The sequence below is a fragment of the Arthrobacter sp. BC5 genome, assembly GCF_056680255.1.
Genome location: NZ_CM155273.1, coordinates 1447258 through 1466047 on the forward strand (window position 1 = coordinate 1447258; position 18790 = coordinate 1466047).

Annotated in this window: 21 protein-coding genes; 10 read left to right on the forward strand and 11 right to left on the reverse strand. The window is 69.4% G+C overall.

The features are described 5' to 3' along the window. Positions 1 to 168: 168 nt before the first annotated feature. Positions 169 to 822 (reverse strand): TetR/AcrR family transcriptional regulator, encoded by a 654-nt coding sequence (locus AC1MFI_RS06620; RefSeq protein WP_479820319.1) that lies wholly within the window; start codon positions 820 to 822, stop codon positions 169 to 171. After that, complete coding sequence (locus AC1MFI_RS06625) at positions 809 to 1603, reverse strand: phosphatase PAP2 family protein (RefSeq protein ID WP_479820320.1); 795 nt, start codon at positions 1601 to 1603, stop codon at positions 809 to 811. The genes AC1MFI_RS06620 and AC1MFI_RS06625 overlap by 14 nt, the downstream gene beginning before the upstream one ends. A 122-nt stretch (positions 1604 to 1725) precedes the next feature. On the opposite strand from AC1MFI_RS06625, the gene AC1MFI_RS06630 reads away from it, so the two are divergent. Continuing rightward, positions 1726 to 2388: a pyridoxine/pyridoxamine 5'-phosphate oxidase gene (locus AC1MFI_RS06630; protein ID WP_479820321.1), complete on the forward strand. Its 663-nt coding sequence runs from the start codon at positions 1726 to 1728 to the stop codon at positions 2386 to 2388. A 10-nt stretch (positions 2389 to 2398) separates the two neighbouring features. Here the strand turns inward: AC1MFI_RS06630 and AC1MFI_RS06635 are convergent, their stop codons facing one another. The 5 genes from AC1MFI_RS06635 to AC1MFI_RS06655 all read right to left on the reverse strand — a co-directional run bounded on the left by AC1MFI_RS06635 (position 2399) and on the right by AC1MFI_RS06655 (position 6554). Next, positions 2399 to 3421, reverse strand: a complete 1023-nt coding sequence (locus tag AC1MFI_RS06635) for a zinc-binding metallopeptidase family protein (protein WP_479820322.1) — start codon at positions 3419 to 3421, stop codon at positions 2399 to 2401. 32 nt (positions 3422 to 3453) lie between these two features. After that, complete coding sequence (locus tag AC1MFI_RS06640; RefSeq protein ID WP_479820323.1) at positions 3454 to 4230, reverse strand: sulfite exporter TauE/SafE family protein; 777 nt, start codon at positions 4228 to 4230, stop codon at positions 3454 to 3456. A gap of 133 nt (positions 4231 to 4363) precedes the next feature. After that, complete coding sequence (locus AC1MFI_RS06645) at positions 4364 to 4978, reverse strand: Rho termination factor N-terminal domain-containing protein (protein WP_479820324.1); 615 nt, start codon at positions 4976 to 4978, stop codon at positions 4364 to 4366. 130 nt (positions 4979 to 5108) lie between these two features. After that, the gene (locus AC1MFI_RS06650; protein ID WP_479820325.1) at positions 5109 to 5936 is read right to left on the reverse strand and encodes an aldo/keto reductase; all 828 of its coding nucleotides are present in this window, start codon (positions 5934 to 5936) and stop codon (positions 5109 to 5111) included. A 312-nt stretch (positions 5937 to 6248) separates the two neighbouring features. Next, a complete protein-coding gene (locus tag AC1MFI_RS06655) occupies positions 6249 to 6554 on the reverse strand; it encodes a hypothetical protein (RefSeq protein WP_479820326.1) in 306 nt (101 codons plus the stop codon). A 254-nt stretch (positions 6555 to 6808) separates the two neighbouring features. On the opposite strand from AC1MFI_RS06655, the gene AC1MFI_RS06660 reads away from it, so the two are divergent. Beyond that, positions 6809 to 7441 carry a GNAT family N-acetyltransferase gene (locus AC1MFI_RS06660; RefSeq protein ID WP_479820327.1) on the forward strand — a complete coding sequence of 211 codons (633 nt, stop codon included), beginning with the start codon at positions 6809 to 6811 and terminating at the stop codon, positions 7439 to 7441. A gap of 123 nt (positions 7442 to 7564) precedes the next feature. Here the strand turns inward: AC1MFI_RS06660 and AC1MFI_RS06665 are convergent, their stop codons facing one another. Further along, on the reverse strand, positions 7565 to 8566 hold the full coding sequence (locus AC1MFI_RS06665) for an NADP-dependent oxidoreductase (protein ID WP_479820328.1): 1002 nt from the start codon (positions 8564 to 8566) through the stop codon (positions 7565 to 7567). A 100-nt stretch (positions 8567 to 8666) separates the two neighbouring features. Between AC1MFI_RS06665 and AC1MFI_RS06670 the strand changes: the two genes are divergently transcribed. Continuing rightward, positions 8667 to 9209, forward strand: coding sequence for an acyl-CoA thioesterase (locus AC1MFI_RS06670; protein ID WP_479820329.1), 543 nt, complete (start codon positions 8667 to 8669; stop codon positions 9207 to 9209). A gap of 89 nt (positions 9210 to 9298) precedes the next feature. Here AC1MFI_RS06670 and AC1MFI_RS06675 read toward each other — a convergent pair whose 3' ends face one another. Further along, the gene (locus tag AC1MFI_RS06675) at positions 9299 to 10627 is read right to left on the reverse strand and encodes an APC family permease (protein ID WP_479820330.1); all 1329 of its coding nucleotides are present in this window, start codon (positions 10625 to 10627) and stop codon (positions 9299 to 9301) included. Positions 10628 to 10806: 179 nt separating this feature from the next. Between AC1MFI_RS06675 and AC1MFI_RS06680 the strand changes: the two genes are divergently transcribed. From AC1MFI_RS06680 to AC1MFI_RS06700, 5 genes are all read left to right on the forward strand, one after another. After that, entirely contained in the window at positions 10807 to 12195 is a 1389-nt protein-coding gene (locus tag AC1MFI_RS06680; protein ID WP_479820331.1) for an OFA family MFS transporter, read from the forward strand. A gap of 1 nt (position 12196) precedes the next feature. Beyond that, positions 12197 to 12301, forward strand: coding sequence for an MFS transporter small subunit (locus AC1MFI_RS06685; RefSeq protein ID WP_479820332.1), 105 nt, complete (start codon positions 12197 to 12199; stop codon positions 12299 to 12301). Between the two features lie 49 nt (positions 12302 to 12350). Next, positions 12351 to 12845: a nucleotide-binding protein gene (locus AC1MFI_RS06690; RefSeq protein ID WP_479820811.1), complete on the forward strand. Its 495-nt coding sequence runs from the start codon at positions 12351 to 12353 to the stop codon at positions 12843 to 12845. 110 nt (positions 12846 to 12955) lie between these two features. Continuing rightward, a complete protein-coding gene (locus AC1MFI_RS06695) occupies positions 12956 to 13975 on the forward strand; it encodes an MBL fold metallo-hydrolase (protein WP_479820333.1) in 1020 nt (339 codons plus the stop codon). Between the two features lie 62 nt (positions 13976 to 14037). Further along, complete coding sequence (locus AC1MFI_RS06700) at positions 14038 to 14511, forward strand: MarR family winged helix-turn-helix transcriptional regulator (RefSeq protein ID WP_479820334.1); 474 nt, start codon at positions 14038 to 14040, stop codon at positions 14509 to 14511. Positions 14512 to 14516: 5 nt separating this feature from the next. Here AC1MFI_RS06700 and AC1MFI_RS06705 read toward each other — a convergent pair whose 3' ends face one another. After that, the gene (locus AC1MFI_RS06705) at positions 14517 to 14831 is read right to left on the reverse strand and encodes a hypothetical protein (protein WP_479820335.1); all 315 of its coding nucleotides are present in this window, start codon (positions 14829 to 14831) and stop codon (positions 14517 to 14519) included. A 196-nt stretch (positions 14832 to 15027) separates the two neighbouring features. Between AC1MFI_RS06705 and malQ the strand changes: the two genes are divergently transcribed. Both malQ and AC1MFI_RS06715 read left to right on the forward strand, forming a co-directional pair. Next, positions 15028 to 17199 carry a 4-alpha-glucanotransferase gene (malQ, locus tag AC1MFI_RS06710; protein ID WP_479820336.1) on the forward strand — a complete coding sequence of 724 codons (2172 nt, stop codon included), beginning with the start codon at positions 15028 to 15030 and terminating at the stop codon, positions 17197 to 17199. A gap of 54 nt (positions 17200 to 17253) precedes the next feature. Next, a complete protein-coding gene (locus AC1MFI_RS06715; protein ID WP_479820337.1) occupies positions 17254 to 18219 on the forward strand; it encodes an NAD(P)/FAD-dependent oxidoreductase in 966 nt (321 codons plus the stop codon). Positions 18220 to 18324: 105 nt separating this feature from the next. On the opposite strand, the gene AC1MFI_RS06720 is transcribed toward AC1MFI_RS06715, so the two are convergent. Further along, entirely contained in the window at positions 18325 to 18753 is a 429-nt protein-coding gene (locus tag AC1MFI_RS06720) for a hypothetical protein (protein WP_479820338.1), read from the reverse strand. Between the last annotated feature and the right edge of the window lie 37 nt (positions 18754 to 18790).

Here is an 18790-nt window from a genome sequence, read left to right on the forward strand (position 1 = left end):
TAGGGAACGGCGAAGCCCGCCGCACTTCGTTACGGTGCGGCGGGCTCCAGATCACTCTCCGTGCTGGAAGAGGTTGTACACCGCGCTCGAGGAGGGCGTGGCTCGAGCGGGAGGGGGCACCCGGCGGACCGGTCGATGGTGCCTCCGGTCGAGCGCGGGCAGCTCCGCTCAGTGTTCGGACCGGCGCCGGAGCGCGTCCAGGACGAGGTCCAGGTACCGCTCGACGTCCCCGCTCCCATCCGGAGTGTCGGCAGAGGTGCCGGCAGGGGCGTGGTCGAGCGTGCCTGCGGGGGCGGGATCCGGCGTGAGCGAGCCGAGCATGCGGACGAGGACCAGGAGGTCCTGGCCGGTGAGATCCGCCCTCGCAGAGCCTGCGGTCCTGAGCCGGTGAGCCAGTTCCTCGGCGGCAGGAGCCAGTCGGCGGCGCAGCAGTGCAAGCCCCGCGGACACGAAACCCGGATCATGCAGCAGTTCGCGCAGGCCCCGATCCTCCCGCTGCATGTGTGCGGCGGAACCGACGAACGACCGCGCGGCCTCCCACGGGTCGTCGAGCCCCATCGCCTCCGTGGCCGCGGCGTCGACGTCCAGGATGCGCTGTTCGAGGATCGCCTCGATGAGGGCCCGCCGGTCGGGGAACCGGCGGTACACGGTCCCCACGCCCACGCCGGCGTCCCTGGCGATGTCCTCGAAGCTGCAGTCCGCTCCGTGGACGGCGAACATGCGCCGCGCCGCCCGCAGGACCACCTCGCGGTTGCGCTGGGCATCCCGTCGCAGGGGCCGTACGACGGCGCCGGGCGCGGGCGGCTGCTCAGGCAGGGGCACCACGTGCTGCCGTCCGGTGCAGGCGGAATGTCAGGAAGAGCCGGTGGGCGGTGATGACGAGGGCGAGCCACGCGATGCCGAGGGTCCAGGCGACCAGCACATCGGTGAGCCAGTGGTGGCCGAGGTACACGCGGCTGAGCCCCATGGTCACGGCGAACAGGACGGCGAGCGTGACTGTGAGCGCGCGCGTGCGCTTGCGGTGCTGCCGCATCACGAGCAGGTATGCCACGATGCCCGCGATCACCAGGGCGTTGAGCGAATGGCCGCTGGGGAACGACGGCGAGGACTCGTAGGGCGGGACGGCGAGTTCGATCGGCGGACGCAGGCGCCCGATCGCGTCCTTTCCGGCAACCGTCATCAGCAGTGACCCGAAGGCCGCCGCGGGTATCAGGATCACCGGCGTCCAGGACCTGCGGCGGGCTGCGAGCAGCACCATGACCCCGACGGCCAGGATGGGCATGCCGATCGGGCCCCCGATGTTCGTGTAGCCGGTGATGACGGCGTTGAACCAGTCCTGGCGCAGCGAGACGGCGAGGTCCAGGGCGGGCCGGTCCAGGGCTGCGACGCCGTCCGCCTCGACGACCGACTCGTACACCTCGGCCGAGGCCGCCGTCAGGGCAGCCGCGATACCGCCACCGATCGCGATGATGAGCAGCAGGGCGGCGTGCGGCCCCACCCACCGGGCGAGGGGGCGGACACACCGCACGAGGAGGCGGCCCGGCGGTGACGACCACCGGGTGAGGTCTCGTGGTCCGACGTACTGGTCCTGGTGGGCTGGCATCCATCGACTCTATGCCGCCGCGCCGCGGCGAGCACGCCGGGGGCGGGCGGCGAAGGAGAGGGTTGACGGTTCGGTGCCGGGACACCGCCGTTCCGGTAGGGACGCGCAGCTAGGCTGGAGGCATGAGCGAGCCAGGCCTGATCCGCGACATCATCCGGAGTGTTCCGGTCTTCCCCGAGGAGATGCCACCCTTCGATCCGGAGGCGGCGCCCGACTCGCCGATCGACCTGTTCGTGGCCTGGCTGAAGCGTGCCGTGGAGGACGGCATCACGGCACCGCACGCGGTCACGCTCTCGACGGTCGGGGAGGACGGCCGGCCGGACGCACGCGTGGTGGTCCTCAAGGACCTGACCTCCTCCGGATGGCAGGTGGCCTCCAGCAGGGACAGTCCGAAGGGCCGGCAGCTGGCGGCGAACCCGACCGCCGCGCTCTCGTTCTTCTGGCCGGCGGCGGGCCGTCAGGTGAGGATCCGGGGCTCGGTCTCGACCGGTACCACGGAGGAGAACGACGCCGATTTCCAGCGCCGCCACCCTGTGGCCCGTGCGCTGGTGCTCGCGGGCAGCCAGAGCGCCGTGCTGGGCGGGCGGGAGGAACTCGACGCGGCGGTCGAGCAGCAGGTACGGCGCATCGAGGCCACGGACGGTCTCGCGTCGACCACCTGGACGGTCTTCACCGTGGCGCCGGACGCCGTCGAGTTCTGGCAGGCCGACCACGAACGGCGGCACACCCGGCTCCTGTACACGCGCTTCGGCGGGGGCTGGCGCCGGGAGCTGCTCTGGCCCTAGCGGGAGTCCGCTACCCGGCTGCCGGTCCCGCCACCGGCTCCCCGACCCGCACGCGGAGCTTGTGCACGAAGTCGAGCTTGGCGACCACGGCGGGGGGCAGCACGAACGGGTACAGGTCGTTGGCGCCCATGCTGCGGTTGACCTGGTTGAGGGCGACGGAGAGTGGGATCCAGGTGTCCCGGACCACGTCGCCGAAGTCCTCCGAGGTGTTCGGGCCAGGACCGGAGGCGAGCCCGTACTGCAGGGCCGTGTCCACCGTGTCGCAGATGTGCAGGTAGTGGGCGAACGTCTCGGCGAAGTCCTCGTAGGGGTGCATCGTGGCATACATGGAGATGTGGTCCTTCTCCCAGCCGTCGGGAGCGCCCTCGTCGTAGTGCCGCTTGATGGCGTCCTTGTAGCTGCTGCGGTCGTCACCGAAGATGCTGCGGGCCCGCTCCGTGAGGCCGGGATCGGAGAAGACGAGCGTGCCCTCGAAGTAGTGGCCGGTCTCGTGCCGGAAGTGACCGAGCATGGTGCGGTAGGGCTCGTCGAGCGTGGCCCGCATCTTCTCGCGGTGGGAATCGACGGTCTCCGCCAGGTCTATGGTGATCAGCCCGTTCTGGTGCCCGATCACCACTTTCTCCTCGACGCTCGAGAGGAGGTCGAAGGCGAGTCCCCGCTCCGGATTCCGGATCCTGTCCTCGATCGGCAGGCCGAGCACATCGAGTTCGTAGATCAGGTGCCGCTTGGAGCGTTCGGCGTCGAGGAACTGCGCCAGACCGGTGGTGTCGTGGTCATCGGGTCGGGTCCGCGTCAGGGTGCAGCTGAAGCACTCGTCGCCCTCCTCCCGCACCAGCCAGGTGCATCCCGAGAGCTTGAGGTTGGTGCAGCGGCGCAGGAGCTGCCCCTGGAGGTCGCGGTAGGCGCCGTCGTCGTCGAGCGGGACGATGGCGTGCTCGCCGCGGTGGAACCCGAGCTCGGTGCCGCAGGCGAGGCAGCGGGAATTCTCGAAGAAGAGGGGTGCGGAGCAGACGGTGCAGGCGAAGCGTTGCATGGGGTTCCCGGGAGTTCGTAGGTGGTGGCTCGTCAACCGAAGAAGACGATGCGGATGAGTGCGGCGGTACCGATCACGAGGATGGTGGCGCGCAGCGCGAAGGGGGAGAGCCGGCGTCCTACCCGGGCCCCGAGGAGGCCGCCCAGGGTGGCTCCGACGGCGATGATCAGCACCAGGGCCCAGTCGATGGACTCCCAGGCGAGAACCATGAAGGCGCCGGCGGCGACGCTGTTGACGGCGGTGGTCAGGACGTTCTTGATGGCGTTGATCCGCTGCAGGCTCTCCATCGTGACCATGGTCATGAGGCCGACGATCAGGATGCCCTGGGCGGCGCCGAAGTAGCCCCCGTAGACGCCGAGGACGCCGATGCCGGCCAGCAGGAGCAGCGAACGACGGCGGGACGGCACGGCATCGGGTGCACCCTCGCACGCCTTGGCCGCCGCGGCCCGCTGCACGCGCGGCGCAAGGGCCACCATGGCCAGACCGATCACGATGAGGACCGGCACGATCGCCTGGAAGGCCTCCGCGGGCAGGACGAGGAGCAGGAGTGCGCCGCCGAGGCCGCCGAGCACGGAGAGTGGGAGGAGGCGGAGGAGGAGCCGCTTGTTCGCGGCGATCTCGCGGCGGTAGCCCCACGAGCCGGACAGGCCGCCACCCACGAGTCCGATGTTGTTCGAGATGTTCGCGACGATCGGCGGGTACCCGAAGAGCAGGAGGGTCGGGAAGGTCACCAGGGTGCCTGAACCCACCACCACGTTGATCATGCCTGCCCAGAAGCCGGCGGCCAGGATCACGGCGATCTCGAGCAAGCGGGGTCCTCTCAGCGGGCGGGGGGCGCCCGCCGCTCCGAGGCATCGCCGTCATCGAGGCGCGGCTGCCGGCGGAAAGGGCACCAGGCCAAGGATATGCCCGGCTGCCCCTCCTTCCGGGCAGGGCGCCGCGTCAGGCATCCTCGCGGTCGGGGCTCTCGAGGATGAAGAAGTTCGACTGGTTCCCGTCCTTGCGCTGTTCCTGGTAGATGAAGTTCAGCCGGCGCTCGTCGAACGTCCTGAACCACTCGTCCCAGCTCACGGGGCGCAGCTTGTCCGTGTCCTCGTTGAAGTCGAAGCGGAGAACACCGAGATGGTCCCCGTGCTCCGTTCCGTCCACGGTGGCCGGTCGCGCGCCGCGGGATTCCGCCCACTGCCTGATGACCTCATGGTGCGTGGTCGCCAGGCTGCGGCCCTCGCGCTCGGGGTCCTCGTCGGGAGAGGTGATCTCCTGGGAGTACTTGAGGGACTTCGATGTCTCGGGGCCCGTGCGGATCCTACCGCCGTCGGGCCCGGCGCCCACCTCGTCGGACTCCTGGGACCCGCTGCCGGACCCGTCCGTTCCCGAGGCGCTGCCCTGCTTCGCCTGGGCGACGGCGTCCACGAGCTCGCCCTTCCGCATCCCGGAGGTGCCCGAGAGCCCCTCCTCCCTGGCTTCCTTGCGGAGCTCGTCCACTTTCATCCGGCGGAGTTCCGTCTCGCTGACATCGGGAGTGTTCGGGGTCTGGTTGCCGGGTTCGTCCGCCATGCTGATCTTCCTTCCGGTCGATGCTCCCGTGCCCGGCCGATCACTGGTCGGACACGAAGAACTAAGCGTGCTTACTACCATCCCGGCGGTGGGGTGTGCTGTCAAGCAGTTCCGAAGGGGTAGGAGTCGCTCAGTGCCCGAAGGCGTCCGAATCCGCGATGTCGGCGTCGCCCGTGTCGAGCAGATAGAGGCGTGCGAGTTCCGCCCCGGAGAGCTCGAGATCGAAGATGTCGAGGTTCTGTGCCAGTCGCTCCGGGTTGGCTGACTTGGGGATGGCGACCATGCCCTGCTGGACGTGCCAGCGCAGCACCACCTGTGCCGGCGTGACACCGTGGGCTTCCGCGATCGAGACGACGCCCGGGTCCTCCAGCAGCCCGCTGCCCGGACCCAGCGGGCTCCAGGACTCCGTCACGATCCCGTGCTCGTTGTGGAAGGCACGTTCCTGGATCCGCGGGCGCCGGGGATCCAGCTGGATCTGGTTGACATCGGGCACGATGCCGGCGTCCATCACCTGCTGCAGGTGCGCCGGCTTGTAGTTCGAGGTGCCCACCGCCCGCACGAGTCCCTGCTCCACCAGCGCGGCGATGCCCTGCACCGCCTCGACGTGGTGTCCCTGGTCCGGGTTCGGCCAGTGGACGAGGAGCAGGTCGACGTACTCCAGGCCCAGGAGGCGGGCGCTCGCCTCGAAGGCTCGCCGCACGCCGTCCACGCTGTGGTGCTCACGGTTGAACTTGGTGGTGATGAACAGTTCCTCGCGTGGCACGCCGGAGCGCCGGATGCCCTCGCCCACGCCCTTCTCGTTGCGATAGTTCTCGGCCGTGTCGATCAACCGGTAGCCGGTCTCGATTGCGACGCGGACGGCGTCGGCCGCCTCGTCGTCGTTCAGTGGCCAGGTGCCGAGGCCGAGGAGGGGGAGATGGGCGCCACTGCGCAACTGGACTGTGGGGGCGGGTGCCATGGTGGGACTCCTGCTCGAGGGGGCATGTCAGCCCAGCCTGTCGCGGCGGCCAGTGCTCCGTCAACACGACGTGAGCCGCGCGATGCGAAGCGACGGGCGAGTCCTGTCCTGCGGCCGGCTGCTTGACCGCAGGACGGTGCCCCACGTGCGCGGATCGTCGCGACCATGTGTCCACGCTGCGTGCCCGGCTGACGCCGGTCCGACCGATGGCATATCTCGAGTGTGACTTGGGAACCTCGTCGGCAGCCGTGCACTCGATCAGCGCGGGGTCAGGACTGGTTCAACTTCTGCTCAAGCCCGCTGGCCGTCGAGCTATCCGACCAGTCGACGGCGTCCGGGGGCGCGGGTGGCAACCGCAGCGCGAAGGGCCGGCGGACGGCTGTAGGAGGCGCGGGGAGGGTGGGCCGCCGTGCCGCCGGCGAGTAGGTCGTCGATGAGTTCGTTGACGGCCTGGGCGATGCAGTCGCGCTCCTCGCGGGGCAGGGGCGTGAGGCCGTGGAGATAGGCGTCGACCTCCAGCTCGTCGAAGAATCCGCCGGAGTTGAGGTAGTGGGCGTGTACTTCGGGGACCGTGAGGGACGACGTCGTCATGGCCAGCTGGGCGGTCTCGAACTGCAAGGCGGGCTCCTCGGATACCGGATCACCCGGCGTGAGGTGCAGGGTGCTCCGCTCAGGCTAGTTCGCCCGGCATCAAGGCTCACCGAACTGAATCTCAAGATTCTCTCAAGGCCTCCTCGCGCCGTCAGCGCCGCCATCACGATGCGCTCCCCGAGATTGCTAAGGGTACTTAATTTCACATCGAGAAAGAATGGGCCTATAGTTTCGCACAGGGCCTAGCAGCGGGCCATCGAACCACCATCGTGGAGCTGATCATGGAAACTTCCTCTTTTGTCGAACACCGTCCACAGTCCGTACAGCCGGCTGAGCCGGAGCAGTTCGGGTGGGGCGCAGCTCCCAGGGTCTCGCCCAGTCCGTCTCCCCGTGCAGAGGAGGCGGAGTTCCCGGAGGACCTCGGTGCTGTCTCCACCCGCCAGTTGCGGGTCCTGTGCAACCAGACCTACCGCCTGCTGGACCGCGACTTCCCGCCGATGGACGCCATCTCCCACTACGAACTGCTGGTGGAGGAGATCGAGCGGCGGGAGGTCCAGGCGGAGACACGCTCCGCCCCGGCGAGGACCCGTAGCGGCTTCCGCGACAACTCGCTCTTCTCCCGCTTCGAGCTCTTCAGCGACGGCACCATGGTCGGCCATGTGAAGTACGAGATGAAGGGCTCGCATGCGGTGCTCATCCAGGCCGTCGTCGACCCGCGATTCGACGCCGTCGACGTCGAGCCCGCGCTGATCCGCCAGGTGTTCCTCAATGCGCACCGGCGTCGTATCGCCGTGGTTCCCTACTGCCCGCGGGTACGGGGATTCCTGGCGGAGTTCCCGCAGTACCGGGCGCTCCTGCCGGCTGACCAGCGGAAGCGGCTCGAAGCGACGCTGCGCGTGACCGGCGACGACTGAGCCGCCTGGCCGTGACGCTCACCGATCGGTGAGTGCCACGGTCCGCGCGACGGCCGTGACGTGGCAGGGCTGGGCAGAGGTGGCCGGAGCAGTATGCGCTCCGCCACCGAACCGACCGGGTGGTCAGGGTCGGACGAGCATCTTGCCCGTGTTGGCGCCGTTCATCATGTCCAAGAAGGCGCCGACGGCGTTTTCGACGCCGTCCACCACGGTTTCGTCGAAGACCACGCTGCCATCGGACAGCCAGGCCGCCATCTGCCGGACGAACTCCGGCTGCAGGTCCTGGTGCTGCCCCACGATGAAGCCCTCGAGCCTGAGGGAGCGCGTCACGAGATTGCCCATGTTGTCGGGACCGGGTGTGCGCTCCGTGCTGTTGTACTGAGAGATCGCACCGCACAGGGCTGCACGCCCCCCGGTGTTGAGGCGGTCGAGCGCTGCCTCCAGGTGGTCCCCGCCCACGTTGTCGAAGTAGACGTCGATGCCGTCCGGGGTGATGCCGCGCAACTGTTCACGCACCGGCGCGTCCTTGTAGTTGAAAGCCTCGTCGAACCCGTACCTCTCCTTCAGCAGCGCCACCTTCGCCGCGGAGCCGGCCGAGCCGATGACGCGGGAGGCGCCGAGCTTGCGGGCTATCTGGCCTGCGATCGAGCCGACGGCGCCGGCTGCTCCGGAGATGAAGGCGACGTCCCCCGACCTGAGCCCGGCCACGCGCTTGAGCCCGGCGTAGGCGGTCAGCCCGGTCATGCCTGCTGCTCCGAGGAAGACGGACAGGGGCAGGTCCGTCTCGGACAGGGGTGTGAAGAGCCTGGCCGGTCCCTGCGCGAGATCACGCCATCCGTAGTTGTGGAGGACGGCGGCTCCCACGGGTAGTGCAGCCGAGGAGGACTCGACCACCCTGCCCACGGCACCGCCGGTCATGGCCTCCTTCAGGCCGAACGGGGGGATGTAGGACTTCGAGTCGTTCATCCGGCCGCGCATGTAGGGGTCGACGGACACGTAGGCGTTGCGGACGCGCACCTCGTCCTGCCCGAGCTCGGGCAGGTCCATCGTCACCGTGTCGAAGTCCTCGGCGCGTGGAGTGCCGACGGGGCGACGGACGAGGTGGACCTGTGTGCTGGTGGTCATGGTGTTCTCCCTGCTCTGTGTGTCGTTTCCTGCAGGCTCCAACCCGCTATCCGGAGAAGTTATTCCGTTTATCTATGTTACCGGTGAGTAATATGGCCTCATGCATCTGATCCTTCGCACAGTGCTGCAGCTCTTCCTGTCCCGCCGGCGCCCGACCCTGAGCATCTGGTGCTCCAGCAGCGTGGCCCTGCGCGTCCTGCCGACCGACATCGACATCGCGATGCATCTGAACAACGGGATGTACTTCTCGATCTTCGACCTCGGCCGTTTCGACCTCATGGTGCGCAGCGGCGTCTGGCGGCAGATGCGTCGGCGCGGGTGGACCCCCGTCGCGGCGGGGGAGACCATCAGCTTCCGCAAGTCGTTGCAGCTCGGCCAGCGGTACTCGGTCGAGACGCGCATCCTCGGTCTCGACGAGCGTGCCATCTACTTCGAGCAGAGGGCGGTGGCTGGTGGCGAGATCTACGCCAGGGCCTTCATCGCCACGCGCCTCGTCTCCGCCGCCGGTCCTGTCAGCAACGAGGACATCATCTCCGCCTTCGGCGCACCACCGGAAACCACGGTCCTGCCCGAGTGGATCCACGAGTGGCGCCTCAACAACGCGCTGCCCAGTACCCGGAAGCCCGCCCCGCATTCCTGGTGACCGCAGGCGCCGCCGCCCGGGGCCGTGCGGTGTGTGCCCGCACGTCCCTGCCGCCGGCAGGCATGCCGGCGCGGAACGTGCTGGGGGCGTCATCTGCCGGATGCCCCCGCTGCCCCGCCCCGCACGAGGCGTTGCACGCCGTACAGGGCGAGCCCCAGGGCCAGCAGGACGGCGGCCCGCAGCCAGATCTCGCCCGTCTGCTGCGTGAGGAGCAGGATGCAGGAGGCGATGGCGAGGTAGGGGAAGACCACCGGGATGCGGAAGTGCCTGTGGCCCACCTCGTCCTTCCGCAGGACGAGGACCGCGATGTTGGTGCTCAGGAACACGAACAGGAGCAGGAGCACCACGGTCTGCGAGAGGGATTCGAGCCCTCCGGTCAGCGTCAGCGCCATGGCCACGAGCGTGGTGGCGACGATGGCGACCCAGGGTGTACGACGGCGGGGGAGCACCCGGTCGAAGATCGAGGGGAAAAGCCCCTGTTCCGCCATCCCGTAGGTCAGGCGGCTGGACATGATCATGGTGAGCAGGGCGCCGTTGGCGACGGCGATGAGCGCCACCAGGCTGAAGAGCCAGTCCGGGATGCCCGAGCCGGTGGCGGCGACGACGTCGAGCAGGGGTGAGCTGGACCCGGCGAGCTGGTCCGGGGCGAGTGCGGCAGAGGCTGCGAGCCCGATCAGGAGGTAGACGACGCCGGCAGTCAGCAGGGCGCCGAAGATGGCACGGGGGTACACGCGGCTGACGTCGCGGACTTCCTCGGCGACATTCGCCGACACCTCGAACCCGACGAAGGAGTAGTACGCGATCAGGGACGCGGCCAGGACGGCGGAGGCCGCGCCGACGCCGGGAGGGAACTCGTTGACGCGTGAGACATCTCCGTTCCCGCCTGCCACGAAGATCCCGACCACGACGATCACGAGGACCAGCCCGGAGACCTCGATGACGGTCATGACCACATTGCTGCGGACCGACTCCTTGATCCCGCGCATGTTCAGCAGCGCCAACAGGGCGAGGAAGACCAGGGCTGCGGGCACGGCCGGCACATCGACGAAGGTGGTGAGATAGCCCCCCGCGAAAGCCTGGGCGAGGCCTGCTGCGCTTGTCACCCCCGCCGCGAGCATGCAGAAGCCGACGAGGAACGAGATGAACGGCTTCCTGAAGGCGCGCTCGGCGAAGACGGCGGCACCGCCGGCCTTCGGGTATTTGGTGACGAGTTCGGCGTACGAGCCCGCGGTCAGGAGGGCCAGCGCCAGGGCCACCATGAGGGGCATCCAGATCGCGCCGCCCACCTCTGCCGAGATCACGCCGACCAGGGCGTACACGCCGGCGCCGAGGACGTCCCCGAGGATGAAGAGATACAGCAGCGGTCCGGAGATGCCGCGGCTCAGTCTGGTGTCCTGAACCTGTTCTGTTGTGGCCATGAGCGACAGTTTAGGTGAGGATGCTAAGCCTGCTGGTTACTGCGGTACACGCATGCCGTTCACCGCGCCACGCGTACCGCCGGGCGTGCATTTCCCCCCATCCGGTGTGACGCACCGCATAATTGCCTTCATCAACGATGGCCGGGGGGCGGCCACTCATTCCGACAGAGAGGGCACTGATGAGTTGGCTCGACCGTGACCACACCATCGCGCCACCGGGATTCAACCGCTGGCTCATTCCACCGGCTGCGCTGGCCGTCCACCTGTGCATCGGGCAGGCCTACGCGACGAGCGTCTACAAGACGGCGCTGACCGCCCATTTCGATGCCACCCTCACGCAGATCGGCATCATCTTCTCGATCGCGATCGTGATGCTCGGCCTGTCCGCCGCCGTCCTCGGCACCTGGGTGGACCGCAACGGTCCCCGCAAGGCCATGTTCACCTCGGCGGTGTTCTGGACCTCAGGATTCCTGGTCGGCGCGCTCGGGATCTTCACCGACCAGTTGTGGCTCGTCTACCTGGGCTACGGATTCATCGGCGGCATCGGCCTCGGCATCGGCTACATCTCGCCCGTGTCCACCCTGATCAAGTGGTTCCCCGACCGTCCCGGCCTCGCTACGGGCATGGCCATCATGGGCTTCGGCGGCGGCGCGCTCATCGCGAGCCCCCTCTCCACGCAGCTGCTGCGCATGTACGACCCGAATTCCGGCTCCGAGGGCTGGGTGGCGAGCGGTGACGCCGTCGGGAAGCTGTTCCTCACGCTCGCCGTCGTGTACTTCATCTACATGATGTTCGGCGCCTTCACCATCAAGGTGCCGGCCGACGGCTGGAAGCCCGACGGCTTCGACCCGTCGCAGCTGAAGTCCGAGCCGCTCGTCACCACCGACAACGTGTCCGCGGCCAACGCGATCAGGACCCGGCAGTTCTGGCTCGTCTGGATCGTCCTGTTCTGCAACGTGACCGCCGGTATCGGCATCCTCGAGCAGGCCTCGCCGATGATCCAGGACTTCTTCCGCGGTGCGGACGGCACGACGGCGGTCTCGGTCGCCGTCGCCGGCGGCTTCGTGGGCCTGCTCTCGATCGGCAACATGGGCGGCCGGTTCGCGTGGTCGACGACGTCGGACATCATCGGGCGCAAGAGGATCTACATGATCTACCTCGGCGTCGGAGCCGTCCTCTACCTGGTGCTCGCCCTGGCCGGCTCGTCCACCACCCTGCTGTTCGTGGTGCTGGCCTTCGTGATCATCTCCTTCTACGGCGGCGGCTTCGCCACCGTGCCGGCCTACCTGCGGGACCTCTTCGGCACCTACCAGGTCGGCGCGATCCACGGCCGTCTGCTCACCGCCTGGTCCGCCGCGGGCATCGCCGGACCGCTGATCGTGAACGCCTTCCTCGACTCGCAGGGCACGCCCGGTGAACTGGATGCCGGGGCCTATCAGCCCGCACTGCTCACCATGGTGGGACTGCTGATCGTGGGTTTCATCGCGAACCTGCTCGTCAAGCCCGTCGACCCCCGCTTCCACGAGCCCGTTCCGGGCTCGTCCCGAGAATTCGCGAAGGAGGCCTGACATGACCGGAGCACGCATCGCCGCCGTCTGGGCGCTCGTGGGAGTGCCCCTCGCCTACGGCATCTTCCAGACCCTGACCCGCGTCGCGGCCCTGTTCGGGGGCTGACATCGAGCCCTCCGGGCGCCCGCCCTCGGACAGCACCGGCAGTTCGGTCCTGTTCATCGGTGGGCGCTCCGGCGTGGGCAAGACCACCGTGGCGCTGGCCCTGCACCACCTCCTTGCCGAACGGGGTGTCCGGCACGCCCTGATCGAAGGTGACGTCCTGGACCTCGCCTATCCGGCACCCTGGGAGCACGGACTGGCCGAGCGGAACCTCGCCGCCATGTGGTCCAACTATCGGGAACTGGGCTACCGCCGCCTGATCTACACCAATACCGTGTCCGTCCTCGAGTCCGCCGCCCTGGCAGGGGCGATGGGCGACACTGCCGCCGTGGTCGGCGTCCTGCTCGAGGCGGACGCGGCGACGGTGGACGCCAGGCTCGCGCAGCGGGAGAGTGGCCGCCGGTTCGAGGAGCACCGTGATCGCAGCGCGGACGCTGCCCGGCGCCTCGCGGAGCTCACGCCCCCGGGTGTGCAGCGCATCCGGACCTCGGCCCGCCTGCCGGAGGACATCGCCGCTCAGATCCTCGCCCTGCTGGGCTGGGAGTAGGTCCCCGGACAGCAGGGAAGGGCCCGGGGCGCCCGTCCGATCCGGCGAACGCGGCGTCACGGGTGCACGGCGGCTCTGCTTTGATGGGAACAAGCCACCCGGAAGGATGCATGGACAGCACCGTTACGCCGCAGATGGAGACGTCCGATCCGGGACTGCCGCCGCTGGACCGGGTGCGCGAGGACATCTGGGCCCTCGCCCAGCCGATGCCGGGCGGCCACCTCGCCTATTCCTTCACCTATCTCCTGCTCGACGCCGAGGGCGGCGTCCACGTGGTCGATCCCGGCTGGGACTCGGACGACAACTGGGACCGGCTGATGGCGGCGCTCGCCGCCGTCGTTCCCGGGGGTCCGGGGGTCGGCGTGGTCACCGGCATCACGGGGACCCACCTGCACCCTGATCATGTGGGGATGGCGGCCCGGTTGCGTGAGGCCTCGGGAGCGGACTTCGCGGTGCATGAAGCGGAGCGCCGGGCGCTCGAGCGGCACAGCACGCGGTTGCTCGACCTCGACGAGGCGGTCGGCCGCCTGGAGGAGTGGGGCGTCCCAGCAGAGCGGAGGAGCGAACTCGCGCAGTACGTCGACCGGTCGCCCGCAGGCCTCGTAGTCGCCGTGGACCGCGTGCTGGCCGACGGCGACGTCCTGCGCATCCCGGGATCCCGGGTCGAGGTGATGGCGACGCCAGGACATACGGCCGGGCATATCTGCCTGCGCGACGACGACCGCGCGCTCCTCTTCACCGGGGACCACGTGCTGCCGACCGTGTTCGCCGGCCTCGGGCTCGGCGGCGCGACGCGAACCAACCCCCTGGCCGACTACCTGGCATCGATCGAGCGCGTCCGTGGCTACGGCCTCCACGAGGCGCTGCCGGGCCACGGCCACCGGTTCAGAGGGCTGTCAGAGCGCGCGGGTGAGTGTGCGGAACACCAGTTGAAGCGTGCCCGGGAAGTGGCGAACGTCCTGGCGGAGGACAGCTCCCGCGCCGGCGGGCCGAGCATCTGGGAGATCGCCTCGCGCCTGACCTGGACCGCGGGATGGGACGGGCTGCACGGATTCCAGTTGCTCTCGGCGCTGTCGCAGACCCGGATGCATCAGGACTTCATCCTGACGCACGGGCTGCCGGCCCGCTGACTTTTTCGAATTTCTCCCGTGAAGACGGTTCCGATCGTTCCGGGCATCTATACGCTTCTCCCATGGAGACACCCGAGGGACGCGACAGCGTCGAGTTCGAGCGCGCCATCGAGGTGCTCGAGGAGCAGACGAGCGTGCTGTGGCGCAGGGAACGGACGACATCCCATGCGCTCGCGAAGAACGTGCACCCCGAGATGGAGCCCGCGGCCTACGGGATCCTGACGCTCCTGCAGCGCGAGGGGTCCCTGCGCGCGACGGACATCGCCCTGAGCATCGGAGTGGGGAAGCCGTCGGTGAGCCGACAGCTCGCCGGGCTCGAACGGCTGGGACTCGTCAGCCGCCAACTCGATCCGAACGACGCCCGCTCGCAGCGCGTGCTGTTGACGGCGCTCGGCGAGCAGCAGTTGGCCGCTGCCCAGGCCGGCCGGCGCACTGCGTTCACCGCCCTCATGCGCAGCTGGAACCCGGAGGACGTCGAGACGCTCGGATCACTGATCGCCCGGCTCAACAGCACCTACACCAAGGACACCTGGTAGCGGGATCAGCCCTCGCTCCAGCCTTCGCCCTCACGGAATCTCCCCACGCGCCGGCCGGATCCGGCATCGAGGGAATCACCCGGATCCTCGAAGAGCTCCCCCGCGTCGGCCTTGCTGTGCAGGAGGAGCTGTTCCGCCTCCGAGCGGGCGTCCTCGAGCGTCCCGGCGGCGATGCGGCTGCGGGCGGGCAGGGTGTCCAGGTGGACCACCCGTTCGGCGGTCTCGCTGACAGGGATCGTGAAGCCGTCGCCGGCGTCGTCCAGGGGCACCTCCGCCCCGCCGTTCTCCGTAGGGATGAGGTATTCGAGGAAGTAGGCCATTGCTCCACAGTGCCACCGCCCCCGGCGCCGTCGCCAGTGGCACCGGCGTTGCCCCGCAGGTTGTCCGGCCCTCGGCCCGCTGGTAGGGATACGGCCCTCGAGGCGCCGGTCAGGACCCGGGACCGCCCTCGTCAAATCGGTCACGGGGGTGCTGCCGCGGATGCACAGGCTCCTGATGCACGCCTAGATTGGAGCCATGGCCGACACAACGCAGCACGAAGAAGCAGCCCCGAAAGCTCCGTCACGCCTGGAGCAACTCGCCGAGGCGCACCGCGTGGGAACCACCTTCAAGGGGTGGGACGGCGAGCCCGCCCGCGTCACCCCGGAGACCCTCGTCACGGTTCTCGCGGCGCTCGGTGTCGATGCCTCGTCCCACGCCGCGATCGAGCGGGCGCTGGAGGATGTCGAAACCGGTCCCTGGCGCTCCGTGCTGCCCGCCGTCGTCGTGGTGCGCCAGAGCGACGTGGAGCCGGTGATGCTCCACGTGCCCGCCGGCGCGGAGGTGGAGTTCTGGGCCGTCGACGAGGACGGCATCCGCTACACCGGAGCGGTGGCCGGGGCGGTGGCGACCCGGACCGTCGACGGAAAGGCCGTGGAGCGGCGCGAAGGCACCTTGCCGCATGCCATGCCGCTGGGCTGGCACACGCTGCATGCGAGCGTGGACGGGCAGGAGACCTCCCGCACCCTGGTGATCACCCCGGATCGGCTGAGCACGACCGCGGCGCTCATGCGCCACCGGACCTGGGGGCTCATGGCCCAGCTCTACTCCGTCCGCTCCTCTGCCTCGTGGGGCATCGGTGACCTCGCCGATCTCGGTCTGATCGCGCAGGCCGCCGCAGCCCACGGCGGCGACTTCGTGCTGGTGAACCCCCTGCACGCCGCTGAGCCCGTGCCGCCGGTGGAACCGTCACCCTATCTACCGACGACCCGGCGCTACTTCCACCCCCTCTACCTGCGCCTAGAGGACATCCCGGAGCACGCCCGGCTCGATGCCGCAGCGCGGACGAGGATCGCGGAGCTCGCCGCAGGTTTCGCAGAGGCGAACACCGCCACCGATCTGCTGGACCGGAACGCGTCCTATGCCGCCAAACTCGAGGCGCTCGAGCTCGTCTTCGCCGTCGAGCGCCCCGAACAGCGTCAGCACGACTTCGACGCCTACCGTTCCCACCAGGGCCAGGGCCTGGCCGATTTCGCGTTGTGGTCGGCGCTCGCCGAGAAGCTCGCACCGGGCGCACCGGAATGGGACGACGTCGGGCGCCCCGGGTCTGAGGGTGCCCGCGCCTTCGCCGAGCACCACGCCGCACGGATCGAGTTCCACGAGTGGCTGCAGTGGCTCGTCGACGAGCAGTTGCAGGAGGCCCAGCTCGAAGCGACCGGTTCCGGGATGTCCATCGGCGTGGTGCACGACCTCGCGGTGGGGGTCCATCCCAGCGGGGCGGATGCGTGGGCGCTGCAGGACGTGCTCGCGTCGGGGATCAGCGTGGGTGCCCCGCCGGACATGTTCAATCAGCACGGCCAGGACTGGAGCCAGCCGCCATGGCACCCGGAGCACCTGGCCGCATCCGGCTATGCGGCCTTCCGCGACATGCTCCGCAACATCCTGCGCCACGCCGGTGGCATCCGGGTCGATCACATCCTCGGGCTGTTCCGGCTGTGGTGGATCCCGCAGGGAGCGGAGCCGGGCGCAGGCGCCTACGTCTACTACGACCACAAGGCGCTGATCGGCATCCTGGCGCTGGAGGCGGAGCGGGCAGGGGCGATCGTGGTCGGCGAGGACCTCGGCGTGTTCGAGCCGGGCGTCCAGGAGTACCTGGCCGAACGCGAGATCCTCGGCACCTCGATCCTCTGGTTCGAGCAGGACGAGGACGGGCCCCTGCTCCCGGAGGCCTACCGCGCGGGCTGCCTGACGACGGTGACCGTGCACGACCTCCCGCCGAGCGCGGGCTACCTGGCAGGCGAGCACGTGGTGCTGCGGGAGAAGCTCGGGCTGCTCAGCCGCCCGGTGGCGGAGGAACAGGCTGCGGACCGCGCCGTGCAGGACACGTTCCTCTCGCTCCTGAGGGAGCGGAACCTGCTGACGGACGGCACGGCCGGTGTCCAGCAGACCGTCGAGGCGCTGCACGCGTTCATCGCCCAGACCCCGTCGGTGCTCCTGGGGGTCGCGCTTGCCGACGCGGTCGGGGAACGCCGGACGCAGAACCAGCCCGGCACCAACGACGAGTACCCGAACTGGCGGATCCCCCTGGCCGATGCCGACGGCAGGGCGGTCCTCGTCGAGGACCTCGCCGGAAACCCTCGGTTCGCCTCGCTCGTCGCCGCGTTGGGCCTGTCCGCCGGGGACCGGGAGCACACAGGGCCCATCGCCTGATCGCAAGCACCAATTCCGTCCCCGGAAGCGTGCGCCGCGTGGTGCGATGAAGGAATGGACAGGCAGGATATGTACGACGTCGTGATCGTCGGCGGGGGAGTGTCGGGCCTGAGCGCGGCACTCGTCCTCGGACGGGCCCGGCGGAACGTCGTGGTCATCGACCAGGGAACGCCGCGGAACGCTCCGGCCGATGCCGCCTACGGGTTCATCACGAGGGACGGTACCGCTCCGGAGCGGCTCGTCGCGCTGGCCCGGCAGGACCTCGAGCCGTACGGCGTCGAATTCGTCGACGTCAGTGCCGAGGGAGCCCGGCAGGTACCGGAAGGGTGGTCGGTCGGCACTGCTGACGGTGGATCGCTCCAGGGACGGCACGTGGTCCTGGCCACGGGCCTCCGTGATGTCCTTCCCGACGTCCCGGGGGCGAGGGAGGCGTGGGGGCACGGCCTGCTGCAGTGTCCGTACTGCCATGGCTGGGAGGTCCGTGACCAGGCTCTCGGCGTGCTGGGGTCCTCTCCCACCTCGATCCACCAGGCGCTCCTGGTCCGCCAGTGGTCCGACGACGTCACCTTCTTCCCCCACACCCTCGGGCCGCTGTCCGGGGACGACGAGCGCCGTCTGCGCCGGCGGGGCGTCCGCATCGCCAAGGGACGTGTGCAGGGCTTCGCCTTCGGGCCTGCGGCCGACGACGCCCCGCGGCCGGTCAGCGGACTCCGCCTCGAGGACGGTTCCCTGGTGCCGTGCTCGGCGGTGTTCTGCGAGCCCGGGGCGGACGCAGGCCTTCCCTTGATCGACACCCTCGGGTGCGATATGCGCGAGGACGGCTGCGTGTCCACCGACGAGATCGGGCGAACCACGGTGGAGCGGGTGTGGGCTGTCGGCAACGCCGCGGATCCTGCCGCCCAGCTCGTGCCCGCGGCAGGAGACGCCTACCGGGTCGCGGTCGCCATCAACGCCCTGCTCGTTGAAGAGGACTGCGAGGTGTGCCTGGAGGCGGAGGAGGCGGTCAGCGAAGGCGTGTGACGTCCGGCTCGTCGGTGATCCGGGCCGGACGCAGGAGGGCCCCGGTTCAGCCGGGGCCCTCCTCTGCCCGGCGGGCCCAGCTGAGCGTCCCTCCCGCCGACGTCCCTACCGGCCGACGTCGGGACGGGTCTCCTCATCCTGCGCCTGGAAGGGTGTGTCGTCGACGTGGCGCGGGTCGCCGCCACTCGGACCGGTGGGCCCGGTGCTTCCCGTGTCCGTCGCGGTGACGACCGGCGGGACGTCCAGCGGGAGGTCCCCGCTGGCGCCGATGTCCAGGCCCGGGTCCTGGGGGGCCTTCGCGCCGTCGTCGCTCCCCGCACCGCGCTTCTTCAGCACGCCCTTCAGGGAATCCTGGACGTCGGGGGCCTTGCTCTTGATGGTGCCGGTGGTGGAGGAGACGCGGTCCTGCACCTTCGGGCTGTTCCAGAGTTCCCGGGCTTTGGTCTTGATCTGCTCATAGCTCTCCCGGCCCGCGCGCGTGCCGAGGACGTACCCAGCGGCCATACCTGCCGTGAAGACAAGTTTGTTCTTCATGCCGTTCTCCCTTCGGTGGACTGCGATGCATCCGAAT

Bases quoted from the DNA above. Each gene is read 5' to 3' on its own strand.
- AC1MFI_RS06680 (WP_479820331.1), top strand. From the start codon at position 10,807: ATGAGTTGGCTCGACCGTGACCACACCATCGCGCCACCGGGATTCAAC.
- malQ (WP_479820336.1), top strand. From the start codon at position 15,028: ATGGCCGACACAACGCAGCACGAAGAAGCAGCCCCGAAAGCTCCGTCA.
- AC1MFI_RS06700 (WP_479820334.1), top strand. From the start codon at position 14,038: ATGGAGACACCCGAGGGACGCGACAGCGTCGAGTTCGAGCGCGCCATC.
- AC1MFI_RS06685 (WP_479820332.1), top strand. From the start codon at position 12,197: ATGACCGGAGCACGCATCGCCGCCGTCTGGGCGCTCGTGGGAGTGCCC.
- AC1MFI_RS06675 (WP_479820330.1), bottom strand. From the start codon at position 10,627: ATGGCCACAACAGAACAGGTTCAGGACACCAGACTGAGCCGCGGCATC.
- AC1MFI_RS06715 (WP_479820337.1), top strand. From the start codon at position 17,254: ATGGACAGGCAGGATATGTACGACGTCGTGATCGTCGGCGGGGGAGTG.
- AC1MFI_RS06630 (WP_479820321.1), top strand. From the start codon at position 1,726: ATGAGCGAGCCAGGCCTGATCCGCGACATCATCCGGAGTGTTCCGGTC.
- AC1MFI_RS06720 (WP_479820338.1), bottom strand. From the start codon at position 18,753: ATGAAGAACAAACTTGTCTTCACGGCAGGTATGGCCGCTGGGTACGTC.
- AC1MFI_RS06660 (WP_479820327.1), top strand. From the start codon at position 6,809: ATGGAAACTTCCTCTTTTGTCGAACACCGTCCACAGTCCGTACAGCCG.
- AC1MFI_RS06665 (WP_479820328.1), bottom strand. From the start codon at position 8,566: ATGACCACCAGCACACAGGTCCACCTCGTCCGTCGCCCCGTCGGCACT.
- AC1MFI_RS06645 (WP_479820324.1), bottom strand. From the start codon at position 4,978: ATGGCGGACGAACCCGGCAACCAGACCCCGAACACTCCCGATGTCAGC.
- AC1MFI_RS06695 (WP_479820333.1), top strand. From the start codon at position 12,956: ATGGACAGCACCGTTACGCCGCAGATGGAGACGTCCGATCCGGGACTG.
- AC1MFI_RS06670 (WP_479820329.1), top strand. From the start codon at position 8,667: ATGCATCTGATCCTTCGCACAGTGCTGCAGCTCTTCCTGTCCCGCCGG.
- AC1MFI_RS06635 (WP_479820322.1), bottom strand. From the start codon at position 3,421: ATGCAACGCTTCGCCTGCACCGTCTGCTCCGCACCCCTCTTCTTCGAG.
- AC1MFI_RS06650 (WP_479820325.1), bottom strand. From the start codon at position 5,936: ATGGCACCCGCCCCCACAGTCCAGTTGCGCAGTGGCGCCCATCTCCCC.
- AC1MFI_RS06625 (WP_479820320.1), bottom strand. From the start codon at position 1,603: ATGCCAGCCCACCAGGACCAGTACGTCGGACCACGAGACCTCACCCGG.
- AC1MFI_RS06705 (WP_479820335.1), bottom strand. From the start codon at position 14,831: ATGGCCTACTTCCTCGAATACCTCATCCCTACGGAGAACGGCGGGGCG.